Annotated in this window: 19 protein-coding genes; 8 read left to right on the top strand and 11 right to left on the bottom strand. The window is 71.6% G+C overall.

Annotated features, from left to right (window positions below; genetic code table 11):
- Positions 1–60 precede the first annotated feature (60 nt).
- The 3 genes from katG to LQV45_RS02365 form a co-directional block, all read right to left on the bottom strand.
- Positions 61–2,319, bottom strand: a complete 2,259-nt coding sequence (gene katG / locus LQV45_RS02375) for a catalase/peroxidase HPI (RefSeq protein WP_230005569.1) — start codon at positions 2,317–2,319, stop codon at positions 61–63.
- Entirely contained in the window at positions 2,316–2,777 is a 462-nt protein-coding gene (locus LQV45_RS02370; RefSeq protein ID WP_230005568.1) for a Fur family transcriptional regulator, read from the bottom strand. Before LQV45_RS02370 ends, katG begins: the two co-directional genes overlap by 4 nt.
- Positions 2,778–2,847: 70 nt before the next feature.
- A complete protein-coding gene (locus LQV45_RS02365; RefSeq protein ID WP_230005567.1) occupies positions 2,848–3,843 on the bottom strand; it encodes a stage II sporulation protein M in 996 nt (331 codons plus the stop codon).
- A gap of 16 nt (positions 3,844–3,859) precedes the next feature.
- On the opposite strand from LQV45_RS02365, the gene LQV45_RS02360 reads away from it, so the two are divergent.
- The gene (locus LQV45_RS02360; protein ID WP_230005566.1) at positions 3,860–4,708 is read left to right on the top strand and encodes an RDD family protein; all 849 of its coding nucleotides are present in this window, start codon (positions 3,860–3,862) and stop codon (positions 4,706–4,708) included.
- Positions 4,709–4,722: 14 nt separating this feature from the next.
- Here LQV45_RS02360 and LQV45_RS02355 read toward each other — a convergent pair whose 3' ends face one another.
- Complete coding sequence (locus tag LQV45_RS02355; protein ID WP_138174470.1) at positions 4,723–4,929, bottom strand: DUF3499 family protein; 207 nt, start codon at positions 4,927–4,929, stop codon at positions 4,723–4,725.
- Positions 4,930–5,048: 119 nt separating this feature from the next.
- On the opposite strand from LQV45_RS02355, the gene LQV45_RS02350 reads away from it, so the two are divergent.
- The gene (locus LQV45_RS02350) at positions 5,049–5,480 is read left to right on the top strand and encodes a hypothetical protein (protein WP_230005565.1); all 432 of its coding nucleotides are present in this window, start codon (positions 5,049–5,051) and stop codon (positions 5,478–5,480) included.
- Positions 5,481–5,493: 13 nt separating this feature from the next.
- Here the strand turns inward: LQV45_RS02350 and LQV45_RS02345 are convergent, their stop codons facing one another.
- From LQV45_RS02345 to manA, 4 genes are all read right to left on the bottom strand, one after another.
- Positions 5,494–6,891, bottom strand: coding sequence for a DUF5719 family protein (locus LQV45_RS02345; protein WP_230005564.1), 1,398 nt, complete (start codon positions 6,889–6,891; stop codon positions 5,494–5,496).
- On the bottom strand, positions 6,888–9,725 hold the full coding sequence (locus tag LQV45_RS02340) for a glycosyltransferase (protein ID WP_230005563.1): 2,838 nt from the start codon (positions 9,723–9,725) through the stop codon (positions 6,888–6,890). Before LQV45_RS02340 ends, LQV45_RS02345 begins: the two co-directional genes overlap by 4 nt.
- An 89-nt stretch (positions 9,726–9,814) precedes the next feature.
- A complete protein-coding gene (locus LQV45_RS02335; protein ID WP_138174462.1) occupies positions 9,815–10,138 on the bottom strand; it encodes a WhiB family transcriptional regulator in 324 nt (107 codons plus the stop codon).
- Between the two features lie 135 nt (positions 10,139–10,273).
- A complete protein-coding gene (gene manA / locus LQV45_RS02330; RefSeq protein WP_230005562.1) occupies positions 10,274–11,437 on the bottom strand; it encodes a mannose-6-phosphate isomerase, class I in 1,164 nt (387 codons plus the stop codon).
- Positions 11,438–11,499: 62 nt separating this feature from the next.
- Between manA and LQV45_RS02325 the strand changes: the two genes are divergently transcribed.
- From LQV45_RS02325 to LQV45_RS02310, 4 genes are all read left to right on the top strand, one after another.
- Complete coding sequence (locus LQV45_RS02325; protein WP_230005561.1) at positions 11,500–12,900, top strand: O-antigen ligase; 1,401 nt, start codon at positions 11,500–11,502, stop codon at positions 12,898–12,900.
- Positions 12,897–14,240 carry an O-antigen ligase gene (locus tag LQV45_RS02320; protein ID WP_230005560.1) on the top strand — a complete coding sequence of 448 codons (1,344 nt, stop codon included), beginning with the start codon at positions 12,897–12,899 and terminating at the stop codon, positions 14,238–14,240. The genes LQV45_RS02325 and LQV45_RS02320 overlap by 4 nt, the downstream gene beginning before the upstream one ends.
- An 85-nt stretch (positions 14,241–14,325) precedes the next feature.
- Complete coding sequence (locus LQV45_RS02315; RefSeq protein WP_230005559.1) at positions 14,326–16,134, top strand: glycosyltransferase; 1,809 nt, start codon at positions 14,326–14,328, stop codon at positions 16,132–16,134.
- A gap of 2 nt (positions 16,135–16,136) precedes the next feature.
- The gene (locus tag LQV45_RS02310; RefSeq protein ID WP_230005575.1) at positions 16,137–17,102 is read left to right on the top strand and encodes a glycosyltransferase family 2 protein; all 966 of its coding nucleotides are present in this window, start codon (positions 16,137–16,139) and stop codon (positions 17,100–17,102) included.
- Here the strand turns inward: LQV45_RS02310 and LQV45_RS02305 are convergent.
- From LQV45_RS02305 to glf, 3 genes are all read right to left on the bottom strand, one after another.
- Positions 17,087–17,827, bottom strand: coding sequence for an ABC transporter ATP-binding protein (locus LQV45_RS02305; RefSeq protein WP_230005558.1), 741 nt, complete (start codon positions 17,825–17,827; stop codon positions 17,087–17,089). The genes LQV45_RS02310 and LQV45_RS02305 overlap by 16 nt on opposite strands.
- A complete protein-coding gene (locus LQV45_RS02300; RefSeq protein ID WP_230005557.1) occupies positions 17,827–18,618 on the bottom strand; it encodes an ABC transporter permease in 792 nt (263 codons plus the stop codon). The genes LQV45_RS02305 and LQV45_RS02300 overlap by 1 nt, the downstream gene beginning before the upstream one ends.
- A 61-nt stretch (positions 18,619–18,679) precedes the next feature.
- A complete protein-coding gene (gene glf / locus LQV45_RS02295) occupies positions 18,680–19,816 on the bottom strand; it encodes a UDP-galactopyranose mutase (protein ID WP_230005574.1) in 1,137 nt (378 codons plus the stop codon).
- A 147-nt stretch (positions 19,817–19,963) separates the two neighbouring features.
- Between glf and LQV45_RS02290 the strand changes: the two genes are divergently transcribed.
- Both LQV45_RS02290 and LQV45_RS02285 read left to right on the top strand, forming a co-directional pair.
- Positions 19,964–21,889, top strand: coding sequence for a DUF6541 family protein (locus LQV45_RS02290; RefSeq protein WP_230005556.1), 1,926 nt, complete (start codon positions 19,964–19,966; stop codon positions 21,887–21,889).
- Between the two features lie 2 nt (positions 21,890–21,891).
- Positions 21,892–22,457 (top strand): glycosyltransferase (locus LQV45_RS02285; protein WP_230005555.1); only part of this gene is annotated, 566 nt, incomplete at its 3' end.

Raw genomic sequence — 22,457 nt, 5'->3', positions numbered from 1 at the left:
GACACGGCGCAGACGCGGAAGGCCCGCCCCACACGGGACGGGCCTTCCGGATGCCGGGACTCAGACCAGGTCGAACCGGTCGAGCTCGGTGACCTTGCGCCATGCGGCGACGAAGTCGCGGACGAACTTCTCCTTCGCGTCGTCGGAGGCGTACACCTCGGCGAGCGCGCGCAACTCGGAGTTCGAGGCGAACACGAGGTCGACGCGCGTGCCGATCCCCACCGTCTCGCCCGAGCCGTCCTTCGTCCCCTGGAAGGCGTGCTTGCCGGAGTCGAGCGGCTTCCACGTCGTGCCGAGGTGGAGGAGGTTCACGAACACGTCGTTCGTCAGGGCGCCGGGGGTGCCGGTGAAGACACCCCAGTCCGAGCCGTCCCAGTTCGCGCCGATGGCCCGGAGGCCGCCGACGAGCACGGTCATCTCGGGGGCCGTGAGCGTGAGCAGGTTCGCCTTGTCCAGCAGCAGGAACTCGGCCGGCAGTCGCGTCTCGCGCGAGGCGTAGTTGCGGAAGCCGTCGGCGATCGGCTCGAGCCAGCGGAACGAGTCGACGTCGGTCTCTTCCTGCGTGGCGTCGGTGCGGCCGGGGGTGAAGGGCACCTCGACCTCGACGCCGCCCGCGCGGGCGGCCTGCTCGACACCGGCGTTGCCGGCGAGCACGAGCAGATCGGCGATCGAGACCTTCTTGCCGTCCGACGCCTGCGCGTCGAACTCGGCCTTGATGCCCTCGATCACCGAGAGCACGGATGCCAGCTGCTCGGGGTTGTTGACCGTCCAGCTCTTCTGCGGCTCGAGGCGGATGCGCGCGCCGTTGACACCGCCGCGCTTGTCGCTGCCGCGGAAGGTCGAGGCCGCGGCCCACGTCGTGGTCACGAGCTGCGCGACGGACAGGCCGCTGTCGAGGAGGCGCTGCTTCAGCGCCGCCGCGTCGGCGGCGTCGATGAGCGGGTGGTCGACGGCGGGCACGGGGTCCTGCCAGTCGAGCACCTCGGTCGGCACCTCGGACCCGAGGTAGCGGGCACGCGGGCCCATGTCACGGTGGGTGAGCTTGAACCACGCGCGGGCGAAGGCATCCTGGAAGGCGGCGGGGTCTTCGGCGAAGCGGCGCGAGATCTTCTCGTACGCCGGGTCGACGCGCAGGGCCAGGTCGCTCGTGAGCATGCGGGGCTCGCGGCGGCCGTTCGGGTGCGCCTCGGGAACCATGTCGGCTCCGCCGCCGTTGACCGGACGCCACTGGTGGGCGCCGGCGGGGCTCTGGAAGAGCTCCCACTCGTAGGCGAAGAGGATGTGGAAGAACTCGTTGTCCCAGCGGGTCGGGTGGTAGGTCCAGGTGACCTCGAGACCGCTGGTGATGGTGTCGTCGCCCTTGCCGGTGCCGTGGCTGTTCTTCCAGCCGAGGCCCTGGTCCTCGATGTCGGCGGCCTCGGGGTTCGGCCCGACGTGCGAGTCGCTGGCGGCGCCGTGGGTCTTGCCGAAGGTGTGGCCACCGGCGATGAGGGCGACGGTCTCCTCGTCGTTCATGGCCATGCGCCCGAACGTCTCGCGGATGTCGTGAGCCGACAGCTGCGGGTCGGGGTTGCCGTTGGGGCCCTCGGGGTTGACGTAGATGAGGCCCATCTGCACGGCGGCCAGCGGACGCTCGAGCTCGCGGTTGCCCGTGTAGCGCTCGTCACCGAGCCACGTGGTCTCGGGGCCCCAGTACACGTCGTCGTCCGGCTCCCACACGTCGGTGCGGCCGCCGGCGAAGCCGAAGGTCGGGAAGCCCATGTCTTCCAGCGCGACGTTGCCGGCGAGGATCATGAGGTCGGCCCACGAGATGGACTGGCCGTACTTCTTCTTGATCGGCCACAGCAGGCGGCGGGCCTTGTCGAGGTTGACGTTGTCGGGCCAGCTGTTCAGCGGTGCGAAGCGCTGCATGCCGGCGCCCGAGCCGCCGCGACCGTCCGTCACGCGGTACGTGCCGGCGCTGTGCCACGCCATGCGGATCATCAGGGGACCGTAGTGGCCGAAGTCGGCGGGCCACCAGTCCTGCGAGGTCGTCATGACCTGCTGGATGTCCTTCTTCACGGCATCCAGGTCGAGCGCCTCGAAAGCGGCGCGGTAGTCGAAGCCCGCGTCGAGCGGGTCGCGCAGCGCGTTGTTCTTCGCGAGGATCTTCACGTTGAGGCTCTCGGGCCACCACACGCGGTTGGCCGACCCCTGGGTCGGGTGGGGCAGCGCGCCCGCGGGCTCGCTGTCGGCGGGGGCTTCACCCACCGGCAGTCGGTTGTCGTCGGGGGCGGGGCCGTCGTGGAAGACGGGGCATCCGTTCAGAGTGTCGCTCATCGGGATCCTCTCGGTGTTTCGGCTTCGGACTTCGCTCGACACTCGGGACACACGCCCCAGAACGTCACCTCGGCGGTTTCGATGAGGAAACCGCTGCCCTCCGGCATGTGCAGGCACGGGGCCGAACCGACGACGCAGTCCACGTCGTCGATGCGGCCGCACCCGGTGCACACCACGTGGTGGTGGTTGTCGCCGACGCGCAGCTCGAACGTGCCGGCGTGACCGGCGGGTTCGATGCGGCGGGCCAGTCCCGCGTCGGCGAAGTCGCCGAGCGCGTTGTACACCGACTGCTTGCTCGTGCCGGGAAGGGTCCCGACGATGCCGTCGAAGACGTCATCGGCGGTGGCGTGCGGGCGGGCGCGCAGGGCTTCGAGCACCGCGACACGCGTCGCCGTCACCCGCAGCCCCGCCCCGCGGATGAGGGCATCCGCGGTGGCATCCGTCCGATCGTCGAGCATTCCCCCACTCTAGCTTGTTTTGAGTGAATCAAAAATGACGCGCGGGGGAACAGCGAGATTCGCGGATGCCTCAGCCCGAGACCAGCGTCGGCGTGCCGCCCTCGTACTCGGTGACGTCGCCGGTCTCGCCCGACCGGAACGCTCGACGCCCCACGACCAGCATGTAGACCAGGAACACGCCCAGCGCGGCCGCGCCGATCGCGATCTTCACCTGCCAGGGCCAGGTCGTCGGCGTGACGAAACCCTCCACGAGCCCCGAGAGCCCCAGCGCGAAGACCAACCCCACGGCCACGGTCGCCAGCGCGCGCCCCTCGGCGGCGAGCGCGGCGGCTCGGGTACGCCGCCCGGGCGCGACCCAGGCCCAGAAGATGTGCAGGCCCGCCGCACCGGCGACGAAGATCGCCGTGAGCTCGAGCAGACCGTGCGGGAGGATGAACTGGAAGAACACGTCCGAGCGGTCGAACGCGATCATGATCGCCGCCGACGATCCCACGCCGATGGCGTTCTGCATCATCACCATGAGCGGCCACACACCGGTGACACCGAAGAGCACGCACTGCGCGGCGATCCACGCGTTGTTGGTCCACACCGTGCCGGCGAAGACGGCGTTCGGGTTCTCGCGGTAGTACTGCACGAACTGCTGATCGGCGTAGTTCTGCAGCTCGCTCTGCGCGCCCAGCGCCGCCACCGCGCGAGGATCCGACGAGATCCACAGGGCGACGAGGGAGGCGACCACGACGAAGCCGACGGCGATGGCGAGCGTCGTCCAGCGCACGCGGTACAGGGCCGCGGGCAGCTGCCGGAGGAAGAACCGCGGCACCTGGCGCAGCACGTTCTCGCGGACACCCGTGAGACGCAGCCGCGTGCGCGCGAGCAGGATCGAGACGTAGTCACCCTGGGGCGTGCGTCCCGCCGACGTCTTGATGTCCGCGAGATCCGCCGAGGCCGCGCGGTACCGGGTGACGAGCTCGTCGACCTCGGGACCGGCCAGCCGCCGCGTCCGGCCCAGCTCGTCCAGCCGCGCCCACTCCTGCCGGCGCGCGGCCGTGAGGGCGTCGAGGTCCATGTGATCAACTGTACGCATGGCTTCGCCCGCGGCATCCCCTCCGGTCCCCGGTCCCGCGACGACGCTCGTGCACGCCGCGGCAGACGAGACGCTCACCGGCGAGGCCGTCGCACTGGACGTGCAGCCGCTCGGGTTCTTCCTGCGCGCGGTGGGATGCCTCATCGACATGGTCGTCGGCATCGTGCTGCTCGTGGCCGGCTCGCTCCTTCTCACCGCGCTCGTCGCCGGCGGGACGATTCCGGACAGCGCTTTCCGCATTGGCGTCATCGTGCTCATCGTGGCGGTGATGGTGGTCGTTCCGACGGCGGTCGAGACGCTCTCCCGAGGGCGCAGCCTCGGCCGTCTCGCGGTGGGCGGGCGCATCGTGCGCGTCGACGGCGGAGCCACCGGCTTCCGTCAGGCGTTCATCCGCGCGCTCGTGGGCGTGCTGGAGCTGTGGTTCACGCTCGGCGGGATCGCCGCCGTCGTGGGGATGTTCACTCCGCGCGCCCAGCGGCTCGGCGACCTGATGGCCGGCACGGCGTGCGAGCGCACGCGGACGCGCCCGCTGCCGGCGGCGGCGCCGGGGGTCCCCCCGGGGATGGAGGGGTGGGCGGCGGTCGCCGATGTCTCGCGCCTCCCCGACCGGCTGGCCGCCCGCGTCGCGCAGTTCGTCCGCGGGGCCGACGCGCTCGAGCCCGCCGCCCGCGCGCGCGTCGCCGCGAGCCTGGCGCAGTCGGTGCAGCCGTACGTCTCTCCCGTGCCCGCTGTCGACCCCGAGACGCTGGTGCGTGCTGCGGCGGCGGTGCGACGCGACCGCGAGTACCGGGCGCTCCTGCTCGAGAACGAGCGGGCGGCGTCCCTGACCTCGACGCCTGAGGCCTGAGGCCTGAGGCCGGATCAGGCCCGGAGGGTCTCGTGGCGCACGACGACCCAGCCCCGGGGAACCGACAGGCGGTCGGCGTGGATCGCGCACAGATCGTGCGCGTGCGGGTCGCCCGCACGGCCGAGGGGGCCGAGCGCGGCCATCTGGTCGCCGTAGTCGTAGGTGAGGGTGCTCATCGCCTCGCGGGCGCATCCCACCTTCGAGCAAAGTCTGTCGCGCATCGCGGGTCAGCCTAGGCCGGTGCCGGCCCGGGGCGGCCACGCCGCGCCGGGGTCGAGCGGCGCGGGTCCCGCGCCGCAACGCCGCGGCCGCCGCGCGTCGCCGACCGTAGGATGGGCGCATGCGTCGTCGATCCCGTGAGGCCCGGCCGGTCGCGCGGCCCTCGCGCCACGGTCGTCACGGCCGCGAGAACCGCAGCCCCGTCGTGCGGCCGCCCTTGCCCCCGCTGGACACCCGGATCGAGCGTTTCGACATCGCTGTGAGCACGGCCGCCGAATTCCTGCGGTCGGCGTGGAGCGAGCTGCGCGACGTGTCGTTCGAGATCGGCATCATGCCCCCCTCGGCCACCGGAGCGATCCCCCGCTGGCAGGTGCTGCGCGAGCAGAAGCGCATCATCCTCTACCGCGTCCCGATCGAGCGGCTCGGCCACCCGCACATCGACGACGACCTGCACCGGCGCATGATGATCGAGGGCGCCGTGTTCCGGGCGGCGGCCGAGTACCTCGAACGCGACCCGTGGGATCTCGGCCCCGAACGCTTCCGCTTCTTGTGAGCGGCGCCGCTGCTCAGGGCAGGATCGTCAGGGCTCCCGCCGCCGCGTCGGCGGGCCACAGCGGGTAACCGGCCAGCGCCCCGGGAGCCGCGTACGACACCGCCGCGTGCACGGCGCGGTCCGGAGCGAGCTCGTACACGCCGGCCGTGACGGGCACCGCGACGGAGCCTCCCGCGGGCACCGTGACGGCCACGGGGGCCCCGCCGGACTGCGGCGTCACCGAGACCGATGCCGGTCCGCTCGCGTCATCCGCGGCGATCACGAGCGTGCCCCCGGCACCGGGGGCGACGGCCACGAGACCGGATGCCGCGAACGCGGGGGCCGGGGCGTACCAGGCGAAGTCCGCGCCTTCCCCGAAACCGGTGGTCGACCACGCGCCGCCGACGACGGGCTCGGTCGCCTGGACCGAGATCGTGTAGGCGCCCGAGGCCAGTCCCGACAGGTCGAGCGACGTGGGTGTCCCCGCCGGCAGAGCGAGGGTGCGGGGATCGCCGACCGCCGCACCACCGTCCACGGGAGCGATCGTCACGGTCGCCGACGCCTCGGCACCCGGCGAGAGCAACCGCAGGACCGTGCCCGCGTTCCCCTCGCCGGTCGTGAGCACCTGAACACCGGGGATGACGAGATCGGTCGCCGCCTGCGCGAGCGGGGCGGCTTGATCGCTGCCCCCGGGGAGCAGGACGCGGGTGAGACTCGTCTGGAGCGAGGCGTGCACGGGCGCGCCGGTGGCCACGACCCGCACCACCGGGCTCTCCTCGCCCAGCAGCAGGCCGGCGAGCGGAAGGACGCGCTGCCCGCCGGCGGGGACGACGAGGCCGGTGCCGCCCGGCGGCGTCGAGACGCCCTGGGCGCCGTAGACCGACAGCTGCACGGTCGCCGGGACGTCGCCGGGATTGCCGAGGACGACGAGGTCGTTCGCGCCCGTCGTGGTCGCTCCCGCCACCAGCCAGGACTCCGCGAGCGGCGGGCGGCACGCCGAGGCGCTGAACCCGGTGAGGTCGCTTGAGGCGACGGTGGCGGAACCGGCGGCGGCGTAGGGGGTCGCGACGCGGTCGACCGGAGGCGCCCGAAAGGCAGTGGCATCCCCCGATCCGTCGGCGGTCGCGCCGCCGAGGGTCGAGACGTCCGCTCCCGTCCCCTCCGGCCCCGCGACGGTTTCCTGGGCGGCAGCGACGCTCAGAGCGCCCGCCGACTCTGCCGTGCGCCCCAGGGCGAAGACGGGTCCGTCGCACGCGAGGACGGTGTCCGAGGGAGCCGGGGTGACCTGCACCCGCACCGGTTCGGCCACGCGGGTCGGCCACGGGGCGGCGATACCGGCCACCGTTCCGACGACCACGGCCGCGGCGACGGCGCTGCCGGCGACGACACGGGCGCTGGTGGTGGCCCAACGGACCAGGCGACGATCGCTCATCGGGTACCTCCCCGGACGGGTCCGACGGTGCGCGGGGTGCGGCGGGCGACGCGCCGCGACGCGGCGGTGGGAACCGCCAGCAGCAGGGCGACGAGCAGGACCGCGAGCGAGCCGACCCCGACGAGCTGCTGCAAGCGGGTCTGATGAATGTCGAGCCCGGCGCGCGGTGAGACGTCGGAGGTCACGCGCCACAGCTCGCCGCGTGCGGTCGACCCGACGCCGTCGAGGGAGTTGCGCTGGTCGAGGGAGGTCGCCGCGGTCAGACGGGCGCCGCGGATGACGTCGTCCTCTCCCCCGGGAGCCGGTTCGAGGAGCACGAACGCGATGCCGCGAGCCGCGAGGCCGGCGACGGCGTCTTCGGAGGACGGAGTGACGAGGTCGGCGGCGAGCGCGGCGAGTTCCTCGTCCGCGGGGCGGGCCTGCGTGCGGGTGGCCTCGACCGTGCTCTGCCCGGTCAGGGTCGCACTGCCGCCCCACACGACGTCGACGCGCAAGCCGTCGGCGCGGGGATCCAGCACGATCGTGCCCATCGCGGTCGACCCTCGCCCCTCCGCGGCGACGAAGGCGGGGAGCGTGGAGACGGGGCCGTTCGTGAGCACGGCGCGAGGAGATGCGGTGGTGACGGCCGTCAGCGAGGGCGCCACGGCGACGAGCAGGGCCGCGAGGGCCACGACCGCCCCGATCGGCCGCAATACGCGCACGCGCTCGACGAGACCGGCATCCAAAGCGATCACGGCCGCGCCCACGACGCCGAGCCAGGCGACACTCAGCCCCGCGCCAGGCCACAGCGCGACCGGCGTGGAGTGGTCGAACGTCACCGCGATCCCGACGGCGGCGAACGCGGTCGCCAGGCCCGTCGCCGCGATCACGAGCAGGCTGGTCGCCGTGATCCACCGGGGGGTCAGCACGGCCAGGAGGGCGAGCACCGCGAGCGGGGCGGCGAGCAGCGCCACCCACCACACCGGACCGCCGGTGAGCGCGGCCCACCCGCCCGGATCCGAGGTGGGGAACCCGGCGGCCAGGAGCGCACGTCCGAGGGGGTCGGCGGTGGCTTCGGCGCCCGCGAAGGGCACACCCGGATCCGCGAGCAGTCCCCAGGGGTTCCCGAGCCGGACCTGGGTCCAGATGAGCGGCGCGAACACCACGATCGAGGGGATGACGAGCCACACCACGCGGGCGATCCCCCGCGGGGCCGCCAGGGCCACCACGACGAGCGCGGCCGACCACAGCACCACGACGGCCGGGGCCAGCGAGGGGGAGCACGCCAGCACGGCGACGAGCAGGATGGATGCCGCTCCCGCGGGCGCCCACGACCGGTGCGCGACGCTCGCGGCGAAGAAGAGCCACGGCAGCAGCAGATGCAGCAGGACCGCGGCGGGCCGGCCCTCGACGAGCGCGGCGAGGAAGGTGGGGGCGAGCGCCCAGGCGAGCGCGGCGGTGATGCGCAGGAGAGAGGATTCCGTGATGCGCGTAGCAGCGAGCCACCCGCCCAGCACCGCGAGCGGCAGGGCGAGGATCCACAGGACCACGAGCGCCCGCGACGGCTCGGCCGGGGACAGGGAACCGATCAGGGCGATGAGTGCCGAGAACGGGTCGGCGGGGCCGACGACGTCCAGGCCGAGAGGACGCGCTCCCCAGGCCGCGTCCTGCCACAGCTGGGCTACGCTCGCCCGCAGGGGTGCGAGCGCGCCGCCGCCGAGGACGGGCCAGGCCAGAAGAGGGGCGAACAGCACGGCGGAGACCGCGAGCGCGCCGAGGACGACCCACGCCCCGCCGCCGACGAAGAAGCGCAGCTCGGAGCGCACGGGCGCGTCGCTCTCGGCCGCGTCTCCCGCCCACTGCAGCCGGAGCTCCGACCGCGAGACACGCAGGGGCGCGATGCGGGACCATCCGACGGTGCGCAGAGCGCGGATCCGCCGGCGGGCGCGGGCGACGGCGGCCGGGCGGGCCATCACGAGAATCGCGGCACCCCACTCCGGCACGACCTTGTAGGGCACCTTGGCCACGAGGTGGGCGATCGTGCGCCAGAGCGCCAGCGGCAGGAACGACAGCCAATGCAGCACGACCGCCGCCGCCGGTGCGTACGCCAACCGACGGTGCAGTTGCGCGGTGCGTTCGGCGAAGGCACGTCGGCGGGCACGGGCGCGACCCCGCGCCATCGCGGCGACGCCGTCGCCGGCCACGGCGATCCGCGCGGCGGGCACGAGCGAGACGCGGTCGCCGGCCAAGCGCGCGCGGATACCGATATCCAGCCCCTCGTCGGCACCGCCGAGCGCCGGGTCGAGGCCGCCGAGCGCGCGCCAGGACTCCCGCCGCACGAGCACACCGCGCACGTCGACGCCGAGCACATCGGCGTCCCCGTCGCGCTGGCCCTGGTCCAGTTCACCGGCGGCGAGTTCGACGCTGCGGCCGTAGCGGGTCACGCTCACGCCCAGCGAGACGATCTCGGCGGGGTCGTCCCACGCGACGAGTTTCGGTGCGGCCACGGCGAGCGACGACGACAGCTCCAGCGCGCCCGCCAAGCGCAGCAGGGCATCGGGGTCGGGGGCGGTGTCCTGGGCGAGGAGCCAGACGGCATCCCCCGTCAGACGGGGGGTCGCCATCGCGGTCGCCGCAGCGAACGGCGTCCCCGGGGAGGCGGTGATCACGCCTTCCGCGCCGGAGGCCGCCGCGATACGGGTCAACTCCGGATCTGCACCGCACAGCACGATCGTCAGGGCATCGACCGGCCGCGTCTGCGCGGCCAGCGCCGCGAGGGTGCGCGTGAGGTGGGGAGCGGCGGGGATGCGTCCTTCGGGGCGGACCACGAGGACGGCGTGTACACGGGCGGGCATGGCGTGGTCAGCCTAGGCGGGGTGTCCGGTGTTCGCGGACGCCGCGCCGAGCCGTCGAGGATCCCTCAGGAAGGCTCGGATGCCAGGAGTCAGGCGCGACGCTTGAGCTTGCGGCGCTCGCGCTCGCTGAGGCCGCCCCAGATGCCGAACCGCTCGTCGTTCTGGAGGGCGTACTCGAGGCACTCCGAGCGAACGTCGCACGACGTGCAGATGCGCTTGGCGTCGCGGGTCGACCCGCCCTTCTCGGGGAAGAAGGCCTCGGGGTCCGTCTGCGAACACAGCGCGTCGGTCTGCCACGCGAGGGTGTTCTCTTCGGTGGCGTCGATGTCACGACGGACACCGGGAACCCCCAGATCGACCGGATCGACGAACCAGTTGTCCGGGACACCGGACCGGTACTGCGATGTCGCCATCTCGTCCTCCCCCTCGTTCGATCCACTGACGCGTACGAGTAATTACACCCGTGTCATTCGAATTGGTCAAGCTGCGGATCGTAAACCCTCAAGGGCGAGGTGAACCTTCACGCGGTCCTCTCGGCGTGTCGCGCGTCACTCCCCCGGCATCGCGACGAAGACCTCGCCGCCGGTGACGGTCACGGGCGACTCGTCGGGAGTGACCACCGCGGCCTGGCCGGGCGCCAATTCGATGGCGGTACCCGAGGCCCCCGTCACCACGGCGCGCCCCGCGACCGACAGCGCGATCGAGACACCCCGCAGCACCACGTCGGCGGGAACGTGCGCGCCCGCCACGTGGGCGAGGGAGAAATCGCGGATGCCGGGGGCGAACAGCTCCGTCCCGTCCGCGGCCGCTCGGGGAGCGAGGAGGGGCGGGGCCGCCGGGCGGAAGTCCACGAGGGCGAGGAGCTCGGCCACGTCGATGTGCTTGGGGGTGAGGCCGCCGCGCAGCACGTTGTCGCTGGCGGCCATGATCTCCACGCCCAAGCCCGCGACGTAGGCGTGCAGGACACCGGCGGGGACGAAGATCGCCTCGCCGCGACGCAGTTCGACGAGGTTCATCAGCAGGGCCACCACGATGCCGGGATCGGCCGGGTAGGCCGAAGCCAGGGTGCGCGTGAGACGCAGCTCGGCGGCGAACTCCTCGGACTGCCCGGATGCCGCGGCCGTGACGATCTGCTCGATCGCCGCCGCATCGGCCTCGCCGAGCACCCACCCGATCGCCGCGCGCAGCGCAGCCGAGGGGTCGGCGGCATCCAGACGCTCGCGCAGGGCGCGCACGCCGTCGGCGTCGCCGAGAGCATCGACGAGGCGGCGCGTGGCCGCGAGGTCGCGCAGCCCGGCGAGGGCGGTGAAGGTCTCGCTCAGGGCGACGATGACCTCGGGCTTGTGGTTGTCGTCCTTGTAGTTGCGGTGCCCGGCGCCGACCGGCACGCCCGCGGCCTCTTCCCGCGCGAAGCCCTCGACGGCCTGCTCCTGGGACGGGTGCACCTGGATCGACAGCGGCGCGCCGGCGGCGAGCAGCTTGAGCAGGTAGGGAAGGCGCGCGGGCACCCCCGCCTCGCCGGAGTGGTCACCGAGCCACGCGTCCAGCGTCCGGTCGGACCCGTCGTGCACGAGCGCCGGAGATCCCGGGTGATCCCCGAACCACACCTCCGCCTCGGGGGCACCCGAGGGCGTGCGGCCCTCGAGGTCGGCCAGGAGCGTCGCGCTCCCCCAGGCGTAGTCACGGGGCGTGTTCGAGATCTCAACCAGCACGGCCGCCAGCCTAGCGCTGCCCCCTCGGCCCGGAGAGCGGCGGACGGTAGCCTGATCTGACCATGGCGATGTACACCAGTCACCCGGTCTCGGCGCTGCCGGCCGCTCCGCCGCGGGAGACCACGGGTCACCTCCTCCTGCGCGCGTGGTGCGTCTTCGTCCTGGTCCTCGCCCTCGGCGGCGTCGGGGTCGTCAACGCGATCGGCCCCACCGCCACCGGCGTCGTGGTGGTCGCCGCCGGGATCGTGTCGGCGGTGGTGTGGATCGTCGTGCGGCCGCCCGTCGCCGTCCGTCGTCTGCCGTGGCTCGCCTTCGCCTACGTCGCGTGGGCGGGAGCCTCGGTGGCGTGGAGCGCGTGGCCGGCGGCATCCGTCCTCACCTGGCTGCTGCTGGCCCTCACCACCTTCCAGGGACTGTTCATCGGCGCGGTGCTGGCGTGGCGCGACGTCGTCCGCGCGGTCGCCTCGGCGGCCAAGTGGATCGTCGGACTCTCGCTGCTGTTCGAGCTGGCGGTGTCGCTCTTCGTCCGCGGCCCTCTGCTGCCGGGATTCGTCCTGCCCGTGGGACGCATGGATCCGATCGTGTACTGGTCGCGCGACAACCTGTTCGACGGAGGTCGCATCCAGGGGATCTTCGGCAACGCCAACCTCCTGGGCGCCGCGATGCTCGTGGCGATCATCGTGTTCGCCATCCGGATCGCGGCGGGGGCGCCGCGTCGCTCCCTGCTGATCGGGTGGATCGTGCTCGCCGCGTTCCTGTTCGTCCGCGCGGGCTCTGCCACGACCGTGATCGCCGCGGGGTTCGTCGCGCTCGTGCTGGCCACGGTGCTCGTGATGCGCACCGCCCGCCGCCCCGGCGAGCGCACGCGGTGGTACGTGCTGTACGCGCTCATCGGCCTCGGCGGGGGCGCCGTCCTGTGGTTCGGGCGCGACGGGGTCTTCGGCATCCTCGGCCGCGGCGCCGACCTGACCGGACGCGAGGGCATCTGGGCCGACGTGCTCGCGCGCGCCGACCAGCACCCCCTCGTCGGCTGGGGGTTCTCCACACCCTGGATCGCCTCCGAGCCGCTGATCGACGGGTGGATCGTCGACCACGGGCAGACGGTCGTGCAGGCGCACAGCATGTGGCTCGACGCCTACCTGCAACTGGGCGGTGTCGGCGTCGTCCTGCTGGCGCTGGTGTTCCTCGCCTACGTCTGGCGGTCGTGGTTCTTCGCCGTCGACCGCCCGCGGTGGGATCTGCGCGCCGACCGCCCCCACTCCCCGCTAACGCTCCTGCCCACGCTGATCGGTGGCCTCCTCGTCGTGCAAGGCCTCACCGAGTCGGCACCGCTGCTCCTGTGGGGATGGATGTTCGTCGTGCTGTTCGGGTCGAAGATCAAGCAGTCCCCGCTCGTGGGCGTGGGCCCCGCCGAGCAGAGCATCGCGATCGAGCGCGGCGAGCTCCAGAGATCGGGGTCGTGAGCGCCGACCGCTCCCGCACGCGCCCCGATCCCCGACCGGTCCTGGCGTCGGCGGAGCTGGCGCGGGCGTTCACCATCGCATCCTTCGCGGCCGTCTTCGGCGCCTCCGCGATCCGGGGCCTCACCGGCGACGTCACGTACGCCACCGTCCTGACGGGCCTGTGCGCGCTCGGCGTCGCCATGCTGATCGTGCGCCGCCGCGAGATCGAGGTGCTGCACCTCGCTCCCACGACCCTCGTGGTGTTCGTGGTCTGGGCCGGCGCCAGCGTGCTGTGGAGCACCGACGCCGCCCGCACCACCGTGGGGTGGGCGGGGCTGGTGGGGGTGTCGTTCCTCGGCGTGGTCATCGGACACGTGCGCGACGCCCACCAGAGCGTGCGGGCGCTCGGCGACGTCTTGCGCTGGCTGCTGGCGGCCTCGCTCGCGCTCGAGGTGCTCAGCGGCATCCTGTGGGACACCCCCATCCCCTTCCTCGGCATCCGGGGCGACATCACCGAGCTCGGCCCGGTCCAGGGGCTGTTCGGCAGCCGCAACGACCTGGGCGTCGTGACGGTGATCGCGCTCCTGACGTTCCTTGTGGAGTGGCGCACACGGTCGGTCCGGCCCGCCACGGCGGCGGCCTCGGTGGCGCTCTCGGTGGGCCTCGCCCTGCTGAGCGGCTCCCCCACGGTCGTCCTGGTGGCGGTGGTCACCGCCGTGGCCGCCGCGGCACTCGCGGCGGTGCGCACCCTGGCCCCGCGCCGGCGCCGCGCGGCTCAGCTGACGCTCGGGGTCGCGGTCCTCGCGGCGCTCGCCCTCGCCTGGGCGCAACGCGCGGCGATCGCCTCCGCGCTCGACGGCCGCGACGATCTGTCGCTGCGTACCGATCTGTGGGGCGAGATCCTCCGGTTCTCCGATGACAGTCCCGTCCACGGGTTCGGGTGGTTCGGGCCCTGGCCGCCCGACACCGCACCGTTCAGCGTCCTCAATTTCGGTCTGGACCAGCAGCACGCCTCCGCGCTCAACGCGTACCTCGACGTGTTGCTGCAGCTGGGCTGGGCGGGACTGCTCGTCTTCCTCGTCCTGTGCGCGCTCGCCCTGGCGCGCGCGTGGTTGGTGGCGGGCGAGCGTCGCGCGGTCGTGCACACGTGGGCGCCGCTGACCCTCGTCGCGCTGATGACGGTGTCGCTGTTCGAGAGCTCCGTGCTGTCGGGCGCTGGGCTCTTGCTGCTCGTGCTGTGCGCGGTGCGGGCGGGGCAGTCGCGGTCCTGGCGCGAGCGACTCGGCGACCGCGCCGCTCCCGCTCCCGGCGTCGCGACGGGCGGGGCCGACGCTCAGGGCCGACCCGACGGCGCCGGGTAGACTGCGGGCTGGCCGCGACGGCCCGCGCCTTCGACGAAAGACTTCTTCGTGACGTACACCCTTCAGAACGATCGACGAGGAGCCTGTGCGGGACACCAACGTCGCCCAGCTGAGCAACGTTCTCGACCGGCACCGGGCCCGCATCGTCGCCGGTCGCCGCGTCTCGTTCGGCACCTACTTCAACGCCTTCCCCGCCGCCTACTGGCAGCACTGGACGGCCGTGCGCGAGGTCCGCTTGAGCGTGCGCACCTCGGGGGATGCCACGATCCTGGTCTACCGTTCCACCGGCGGCGGCACGCGGCAGCGCATCGAGACCCGCGAGGTCCGGGGCGAGGGGGTCGACAGCACCTTCGACCTCGTGCTCGACCAGTACAGCGACGGCGGCTGGATCTGGTTCGACGTCGCCGCCGACCGCACCGATGCGATGTTCGAGGGCGCCCAGTGGACGACCGAGCAGGAGCCCGTGCGCGCCGGCAACGCGAGCATCGGCATCACGACGTTCAACAAGCCCGATTACTGCGTGACGACGCTGCAGGCCCTCGCCGACTCCCCCGATGTGCTCGACGTCGTCGATCGCGTCTTCCTCATCGATCAGGGCACGGCGCTCGTCTCGGACGAGACCGAGTTCCCCGAGGTCGCGGCGCGCCTGGGCGAGACCCTGCAAGTGGTGCGCCAGCCCAACCTGGGCGGCTCCGGCGGATTCGCCCGCGCCATGGTCGAAACCTTGCAGCGGCCCGAGAGCGACTTCGTCCAGCTCCTCGACGACGACGTGCGCATCGAGCCCGAGTCCATCCGCCGCTCGGTCGTCTTCGGCCGCTACGCCTCGGTCCCCACGATCGTCGGCGCGCACATGTTCGACCTCCTCGACCGCCCGAAGCTCCACGCCTGGGCCGAGGTCGTCGACGACGAGCCGTTCATGTGGCGCGCGCTCTTCCAGGAGCGCCTCCCGCACGACTTCAGCGTCGCGAACCTGCGCCAGACGCCGATGCTGCACATGCGTCTCGACGCCGACTACAACGGCTGGTGGATGTGTCTCATCCCGACCAGCATCCTGCGCGAGATCGGTCTGTCCCTTCCGGCCTTCATCAAGTGGGACGACGCGGAGTTCTGCGTGCGGGCCCGGGATGCCGGCTACCCGACGGTCTCCATGCCCGGTGTCGCGCTGTGGCACGTGTCGTGGGTCGGCAAGGACGACTCGATCGACTGGCAGGCCTACTTCCACGCGCGCAACCGCATCGTCGCCGCCCTCCTGCACTCGCGGTCCCCGCGCGGCGGCACCCTCATCCGCCACAGCCGACGCGTCGACCTGAAGCACCTCATGATGATGCAGTACTACCCCGTCGAGCTCCGCCACCGGGCGCTGCGGGACATCCTGTCCGGGCCCGCGCACATGCGCGAAACGCTCGACCGGGCCATGCCCGAGGCCCGCCTCATCGCGCAGAAGCACCCCGAGACCCGCATCCACAAGGACTCCGGTGTGCCGCTGCGCTCGCGGCGCGGACGCCAGGTGTTCCGACGCCTGAAGAAGAACGAGTTCGACAGCCCCACCGGGCTGGCCCTCCGCACGTTCACCATCCGCACGCTCATCTCGCACTGGGTGCACGCACCCCGCCCCGAGAACCTCGAGCAGCCCGAGGTCGAGTTCGGCAAGGGCGACGCCCACTGGTGGCGCGTGCCCCTGTACGACAGCGCCCTGGTCAGCGCCGCCGACGGGTCGGGCAAGAACGTCTACACGCGTGACCGCGCGCAGTTCCGCCGGATGCTCCTGGACACCGTGCGCCTGCACCGCCGCCTCCAGCGCGAGTGGCCCCGCCTGTCGAAGCAGTACCGCCAGGCCCTCCCCGACATGGTGTCCGAGGCGCAGTGGCGCGCGACCTTCGAGGAGCGTGCGTGAGCGTGGCATCCTTCGATCCGTCGACCGCGACCATCGTCGTCGTCACCTACAACCGCACCACTCTGCTCACGCGCCTGCTCGAGAGCATCGAGCGAATGTCGCCCGCCCCCGGGCACCTCGTGATCATCGACAACGCCTCGACGGATGACACCACCGAGGTCGTGGAGTCCTTCCGCGATCGGCTCCCCACCGAGCTGGTGTACCGCCGCCTCGAGACCAACACCGGAGGCTCCGGCGGGTTCAGCGAGGGCATGCGCGTCGCGTACGAGCTCGGCTCGGAGTGGATCTGGCTCATGGACGACGACGTCGAGGTCGTCACCGACGGCCTGGACCGCATGGGGCACTGGGCGCCGAAGTTCCGCAGCATCCAGGGCCGCCGCTACGACTACGACGGCAGTGAGTTCTACTGGCAGTACCGCGTGGCCGAGTCGATGGCGATTCCGATCCCGTTCGCCCCCGCCGGATTCGACTCGTCGGGCTTCAAGCCGATGAACTCGGGGTGCTTCGAGGGCATGTTCATCCACCGCGACGTCGTGGCGAAGATCGGCCTGCCCGACCCGCGCTTCTTCATCTACTGGGACGACCAGCTCTACGGCTGGCTCGCGTCCCGCGTGACCGACTCGGTCATCGTGAACGAGTTCGTCCTGCGACGCACCCGCGAGATCAAGCAGTGGGACATGGGCATCCGGCACATGAACGCCTCCAGCGACGCGTACCGGTACTACATCATGCGCAACCGCGCGTACCTGGCGAAGTACTACCGCGAGCTCGGCGTCTACCGGGCCGTGCCATTCACGGCCGGAACGGCGCTGACCTTCGTCAAGGAGCTCATCCGCCTGGTCGTGGTGGAGCGGAAGCTGCGCGGCACGAGCCACCTCTTCCGCGGGCTGCGCGACGGGCGCACGATCGCGCGCGACGCGTCGTGGCGCCCCATGCCGCCGCTGGAGCCCGCTCAGCCGGTCGCGTAGTCGGCGTTGTAGCGGTCGAGGACCTCGGCGATCGGGGCGTCCAGCTGCAGCCCGCCGCCGTCGAGGTAGAGCCCACGCGAGCAGAAGCGGCGCAGGTCCTTCTCGTTGTGGCTGACGAAGAAGAGCGTCCGACCGTCCGCGAGCAGCTCGTCGATACGGCGGTAGCACTTCTCGCGGAACGACCGGTCGCCGACGGCGAGCACCTCGTCCACGAGCAGGATCGGTTCGTCCAATTGCGAGACGACCGAGAACGCCAAGCGCACCTTCATGCCGTTCGAGAGGTGCTTGTACGGGGTGTCGACGAAGTCGCCGATTTCGGCGAAGTCGATCATGTCGTCGAACCGGCGCGAGACCTCGGCACGCGGCATCCCGTGCAGTCCGGCCGTGAGGCGGACGTTCTCGCGCACCGTCAGGTCGCCGACGAAGCCGCCGGTGATCTCGATCAGGGGCGCGACGCCTCCGTGCACGTCGACCGTGCCCTCGTCGGGCAGCAGGACGCCGGCGACGAGCTTGAGGAGCGTGGACTTGCCCTGTCCGTTGCGTCCCACGACGCCGATCGCCTCGCCCGGCCGCACCGAGAACGACACCCCGCGCAAGGCCCAGAACTCGTCGGGACGCGTCCGGCGGGCCGCACCCCCGAAGAGGTCCTTGAGAGAGCGGCCGCCGCGACGGTTGCGTCGGAAGCGGACGCCGAGATCGTGCACCTCGATAGCGGGACGGTCCATCACAGCTCCTTCAGCACCGGACGCTCCAGGCGCGGGAACAGCCACACACCCAGACCCAGGATGCCGAGGCTCAGCGCGGCGCCGACGATCACCGTGAGCGGATCCCACTGGTCGGGGAAGAACCCGACGCGGTACAGCGTGATGATGCCGGCCAGCGGGTTGAACGCCGCGAGGTCGGCGAAGACGCCGGGAAGGTTGCCGACGCCGTAGATGATCGGGGAGGCGTAGAACAGCGCCCGCAACACGAGACGGGTCGTGCGCTCGAGGTCGCCGAACATCACGCACAGCGGGGCGACGATAAGGCCCAGTCCGACCAGCAGCATCGTCTGCAGCAGCACGGCGACGGGGAACAGCAGCAGCCCCCACGACACCTGAGCGCCCCCGAACACGGCGAAGAGCACGAGCACAGGGAGGGAGAAGAGGAACTCGATCCCCTTGCTGAGCACGATGCGCGTGACCCAGATGGTGCGCGGGATCGACGTGGAGCGCACGAGGCGCGCGTCCTTCTTGAACGCCCGCGTGAAGTCGGTCACCGCGGAGTTGAACCACACCCACGGCAGCAGCGCCGTGATGAGGAACACGATGTACGGGTCCTCCCCCACCGACCGGTGGAACACCTGGGTGAAGACGAACCAGTAGATCCCGCTCATCACGAGCGGATCCAGCACCGACCACAGGTACCCCAGCGCGCTCGTGGAGTACCGCACACGCAGATCGCGCGACGACAGCAACCACAGTGAGTGGAGGGAGCGCCGCACCGATCCGGGGGCGCCGACGGTGGCGGGGGTCACCGGAGAATCCTATGCGCCCGCCCTCACCCGAGGCTGGGCGCCCCCGGAAGGGCGGAGCCCGTCACGCCAACTGGTTGTTCCACATCGACAGGGCCGAGCCGATCGCCATGTGCATGTCGAGGTACTGGTACGTGCCGAGGCGGCCACCGAAGAACACGTCCTTCTCGCCCTTCGCCAGTTCGCGGTAGGCCAGGACCCCGGCCCGGTCGTCGGGAGTGTTGACCGGGTAGTACGGCTCGTCCGCGCGGGTGGCGAAGCGCGAGTACTCGCGCACCACGACCGTCTTGTCGGTCGGATAGCGGTCGGCTCGCTCGGGGTGGAAGTGCTTGAACTCGTGGATGCGGGTGTAGGGGACGTCGGCATCGGCGTAGTTCATGACGCTCGTGCCCTGGAAGTCGCCGATCGGCAGGACCTCCTGCTCGAAGTCGAGCGTGCGCCACCCCAGCTCGCCCTCGGCATAGTCGAAGTAGCGGTCGACGGGACCGGTGTAGACGACGGGCACCTGGCCGACGGTGGCCTTCTTGTTCAGCGGCTGCGCCTCGTCGAAGTAGTCGGTGGAGAGCTTCACCTCGATGTTCGGGTGATCCGCCATCCGCTCCAGCCACGCGGTGTAGCCGTCGACCGGGAGCCCCTCCCACGTGTCGTTGAAGTACCGGTTGTCGTACGTGTACCGCACGGGGAGACGCGAAATGATCTCCGCCGAGAGATCCTTCGGATCGGTCTGCCACTGCTTGGCCGTGTAATCGCGGATGAACGCCTCGTAGAGCGGTCGGCCGATCAGACCGATCGCGCGCTCCTCGAGGTTCGCGGCATCCTTCGCGTCGAACTCCCCGGCCAGCTCCTGCACGAGCGCCCGCGCCTGGTCGGGCGTGTGCGCCGCCTGGAAGAACTGGTTGATCGTGCCGAGGTTGATCGGAAGCGGAAACACCACGCCCTTGTGCGTCGTGTAGACGCGGTGAACGTACGACGTGAAGTCGGTGAAGCGGTTGACGTACTCCCACACCGACGGGTTCGACGTGTGGAACAGATGCGCGCCGTACCGGTGCACCTCGATACCGGTCTCGGGCTCGGCCTCGGAGTAGGCGTTGCCACCGATGTGGTGACGACGATCGATGACCGTCACCTTCCGACCCGAGGCAGCCGCGCGCTCCGCGATCGTGAGACCGAAGAAGCCCGAACCGACGATGAGAAGATCCATGGAGAAAGAGACTTTCGTGTCGACGGACGCGCGGGTCTCGCCCCGCACCCGACCAGTCTATGCGGGCACCTCGCCGCCGCCCTCAGGGGTGGATCAGGTGCCGTCCGTTAGCATGGCTGACTGTCGTCGAGCGAGAAATGGGAGTGCATGAGCGATTCCTGGTCGGTGATCGTGATGCCCCTGATCGTCTCGGTCCTGGCGCTGACCGTCCCCGGAATCGCCGTCATGGCAGCCGGGTGGGGCGTGCGCCGAATGCGCCTGCTGGCGTTGGCTCCCGTGGTGTCGATCGCGATCCTCGGCGTCTCGGCGACGCTGGCGCCCATGGTCGGACTCGGGTGGTCCCCGTTGCCGATCGCGATCGTCACGGTCCTGGCCGTTGCCGCCGCGTTCGGTCTGCATCGCTGGGTCGGCCCCGAGTCGGCGGACCGCACTCCCGCGTCGAGCGCCCTGTGGGGCGGTCTCGCCCTGGCGCTGGCCGCCGTCATCATCGGACTGCAGCTCGCCTACGTCTTTGGCGGACCGTCGCACATCTCGCAGACCTTCGACGCGATCGTGCACCTGAACACCGTCGCCTTCGCCGTCGACACGCATGATGCCTCGGCCTTCCACATCGGGCAAACCTCGGACATCGGGTTCTACCCGAACGGTTGGCACACGGTCGCCGCGCTCGCGGCGGAGGTGACCGGGGCCTCGGTGCCTGTGGCCGTGAACGCCGCCAACATCGCCCTGGGTGCGGTGGCCTGGCCGCTGTCGGTCGTGGCGCTCAGCGCCGCTCTGCTCTCGGAGCGCACCGCCGTCCTCGTCAGCGCGGCCGCGCTGTCGACGGGATTCGGGGCGTTCCCCATCCTGCTGATGTACTTCGGCGTCCTCTACCCGAATGCGATGGGCTACGCCGTCCTGCCGGGCGGGGTCGCCGTCGTCGTGCACCTCCTGCGCACACGGGGACTGCCGTCCCGCATACGCGCCGCCGTTCTCCTCCTCGTCGCCTCGGCCGGCGTGGGCCTTTCCCACCCCAACGCCTTCCTCGGCATGGTCGCCCTCGGCGCGGCGATCGTCACGGTGGAGCTCGTGACCGAGGCGTGGACGCGTCGATCGCGACGGTACTGGATCGTCGTGCTCGCGATCCTCTTCGCGCTCGCCCTCGTCATGGTGGGCCTCTGGCGGTTCTCCCGCACGAACGCCGAGATGTCGCGGTGGGCGCCGTGGCAGACGACAGCCCAGGCGATCGGCGAGGCGCTCCTGTTGTCTCCTCGCGGCTTCACGCTGACCGTGACCATCTCGGTGCTGGTGATCGTCGGGCTCATCACGATCGTGCGCCGCCCCCGACACCTCGTGGTGGCAGCCCCCATGGCGGTCGCCTCGTTGCTCTTCGTGGTCGCGTCGGGAACCGCGGGCGGCAACCTCGTGCGCGAGCTGCTCACCAACCCCTGGTACAACGATTCCTACCGGTTGGCCGCCCTTCTGCCCGCAGCGGGGATCCCCGTCGCCGTCCTCGGCGCGGTGACGCTCGTCGATCTGGCCGTCAGCGGGCTACGCCGAGTCGGTGCGGCCCGGGGGTGGAAGGTCGCTCTGTCGGTGGTGGGCGTGATCGCCGTGTTCTCCGTCGGCGCCAGTCCCAACATCCTTCGGACCGCCGCCGAGGCGCGCGGGGCGTACTCATTGACTCCCACGTCGCCGTTGCTCACGAGCGATGAGGAGGCGCTCCTCGAGCGCCTCCCCGAAACGACCCCCGAGGATGCCGTCATCGCCGGCAGCGCCTGGACCGGGACATCGCTGGCCTACGCCGTCGGCGGCCGCGAAGTGCTGCGCAAGCACGTCTTCGGCAGTATCGGCACCGACGAGGAGTACCTCGACAACAACTTGCGCGCCATCGACACGGACCCGCGGGTGTGCCAGGTGGTCGACCGCCTGGGCGTCGACTACGTGCTGGACTTCGGCGCGCAGAACGTCTGGAACAACCCGGGCGTGGGTCTGGAGCGCCAGGGGCTGTACGGGCTGGTCCCGTCCGACCACCTCGTCCTCGTCGACTCCGAGGGCCCGAACGCCCGCCTGTTCCGCATCGAGGGGTGCTGAGCATGGCGCCCCGAGCGACCGTCGCGGTCGCGTACGACTGCCTGTTCCCGTACTCCACCGGAGGCGGGGAGCGGCAGTACCGTGCGTTCGCCGACGCGATCGGCACCGCCGGGCTCGATGTCGACTACCTCACTTCGGTGCAGTGGGACGGCCCCGTGCCCGCCGAAGAGCGCTTCCGGATCGTGCCGGTGTCCGCGCGTCTGTCGCTGTACACCGCCGACGGAGTCCGGCGCATCCCGGCGGCCCTGCGGTACGCCACGGGCCTGTTCCGGGAACTGCGGCGACGTCGTTCGCGGTACGCGGCGGTCATCGTGAGCGGACTGCCGATCTTCAACGTCTTCGCCGCGCGCCTGGCCCTGTGGGGGTCGGGGACGCGACTCGTCGTGGACTACCTGGAGGTCTGGCACCGCCGCCAGTGGGTCGAATATTCCGGGGCCGTGACCGGCACGATCGCCTGGATCCTGCAACGGGCCGCGATCGCGATGACTCCGCTGGCGACCTGCCACTCGCAGCTGAGCGCGAGCCGCCTTCGGCGCGAGGGTCTGCGCAGCGCGCCCCTCGTCAGCCC

The organism is Microbacterium sp. Bi128 (genome assembly GCF_918698205.1).
The sequence above is the reverse complement of the archived record's forward strand: the minus strand, read 5'-3'. Positions and strand labels throughout refer to the sequence as shown.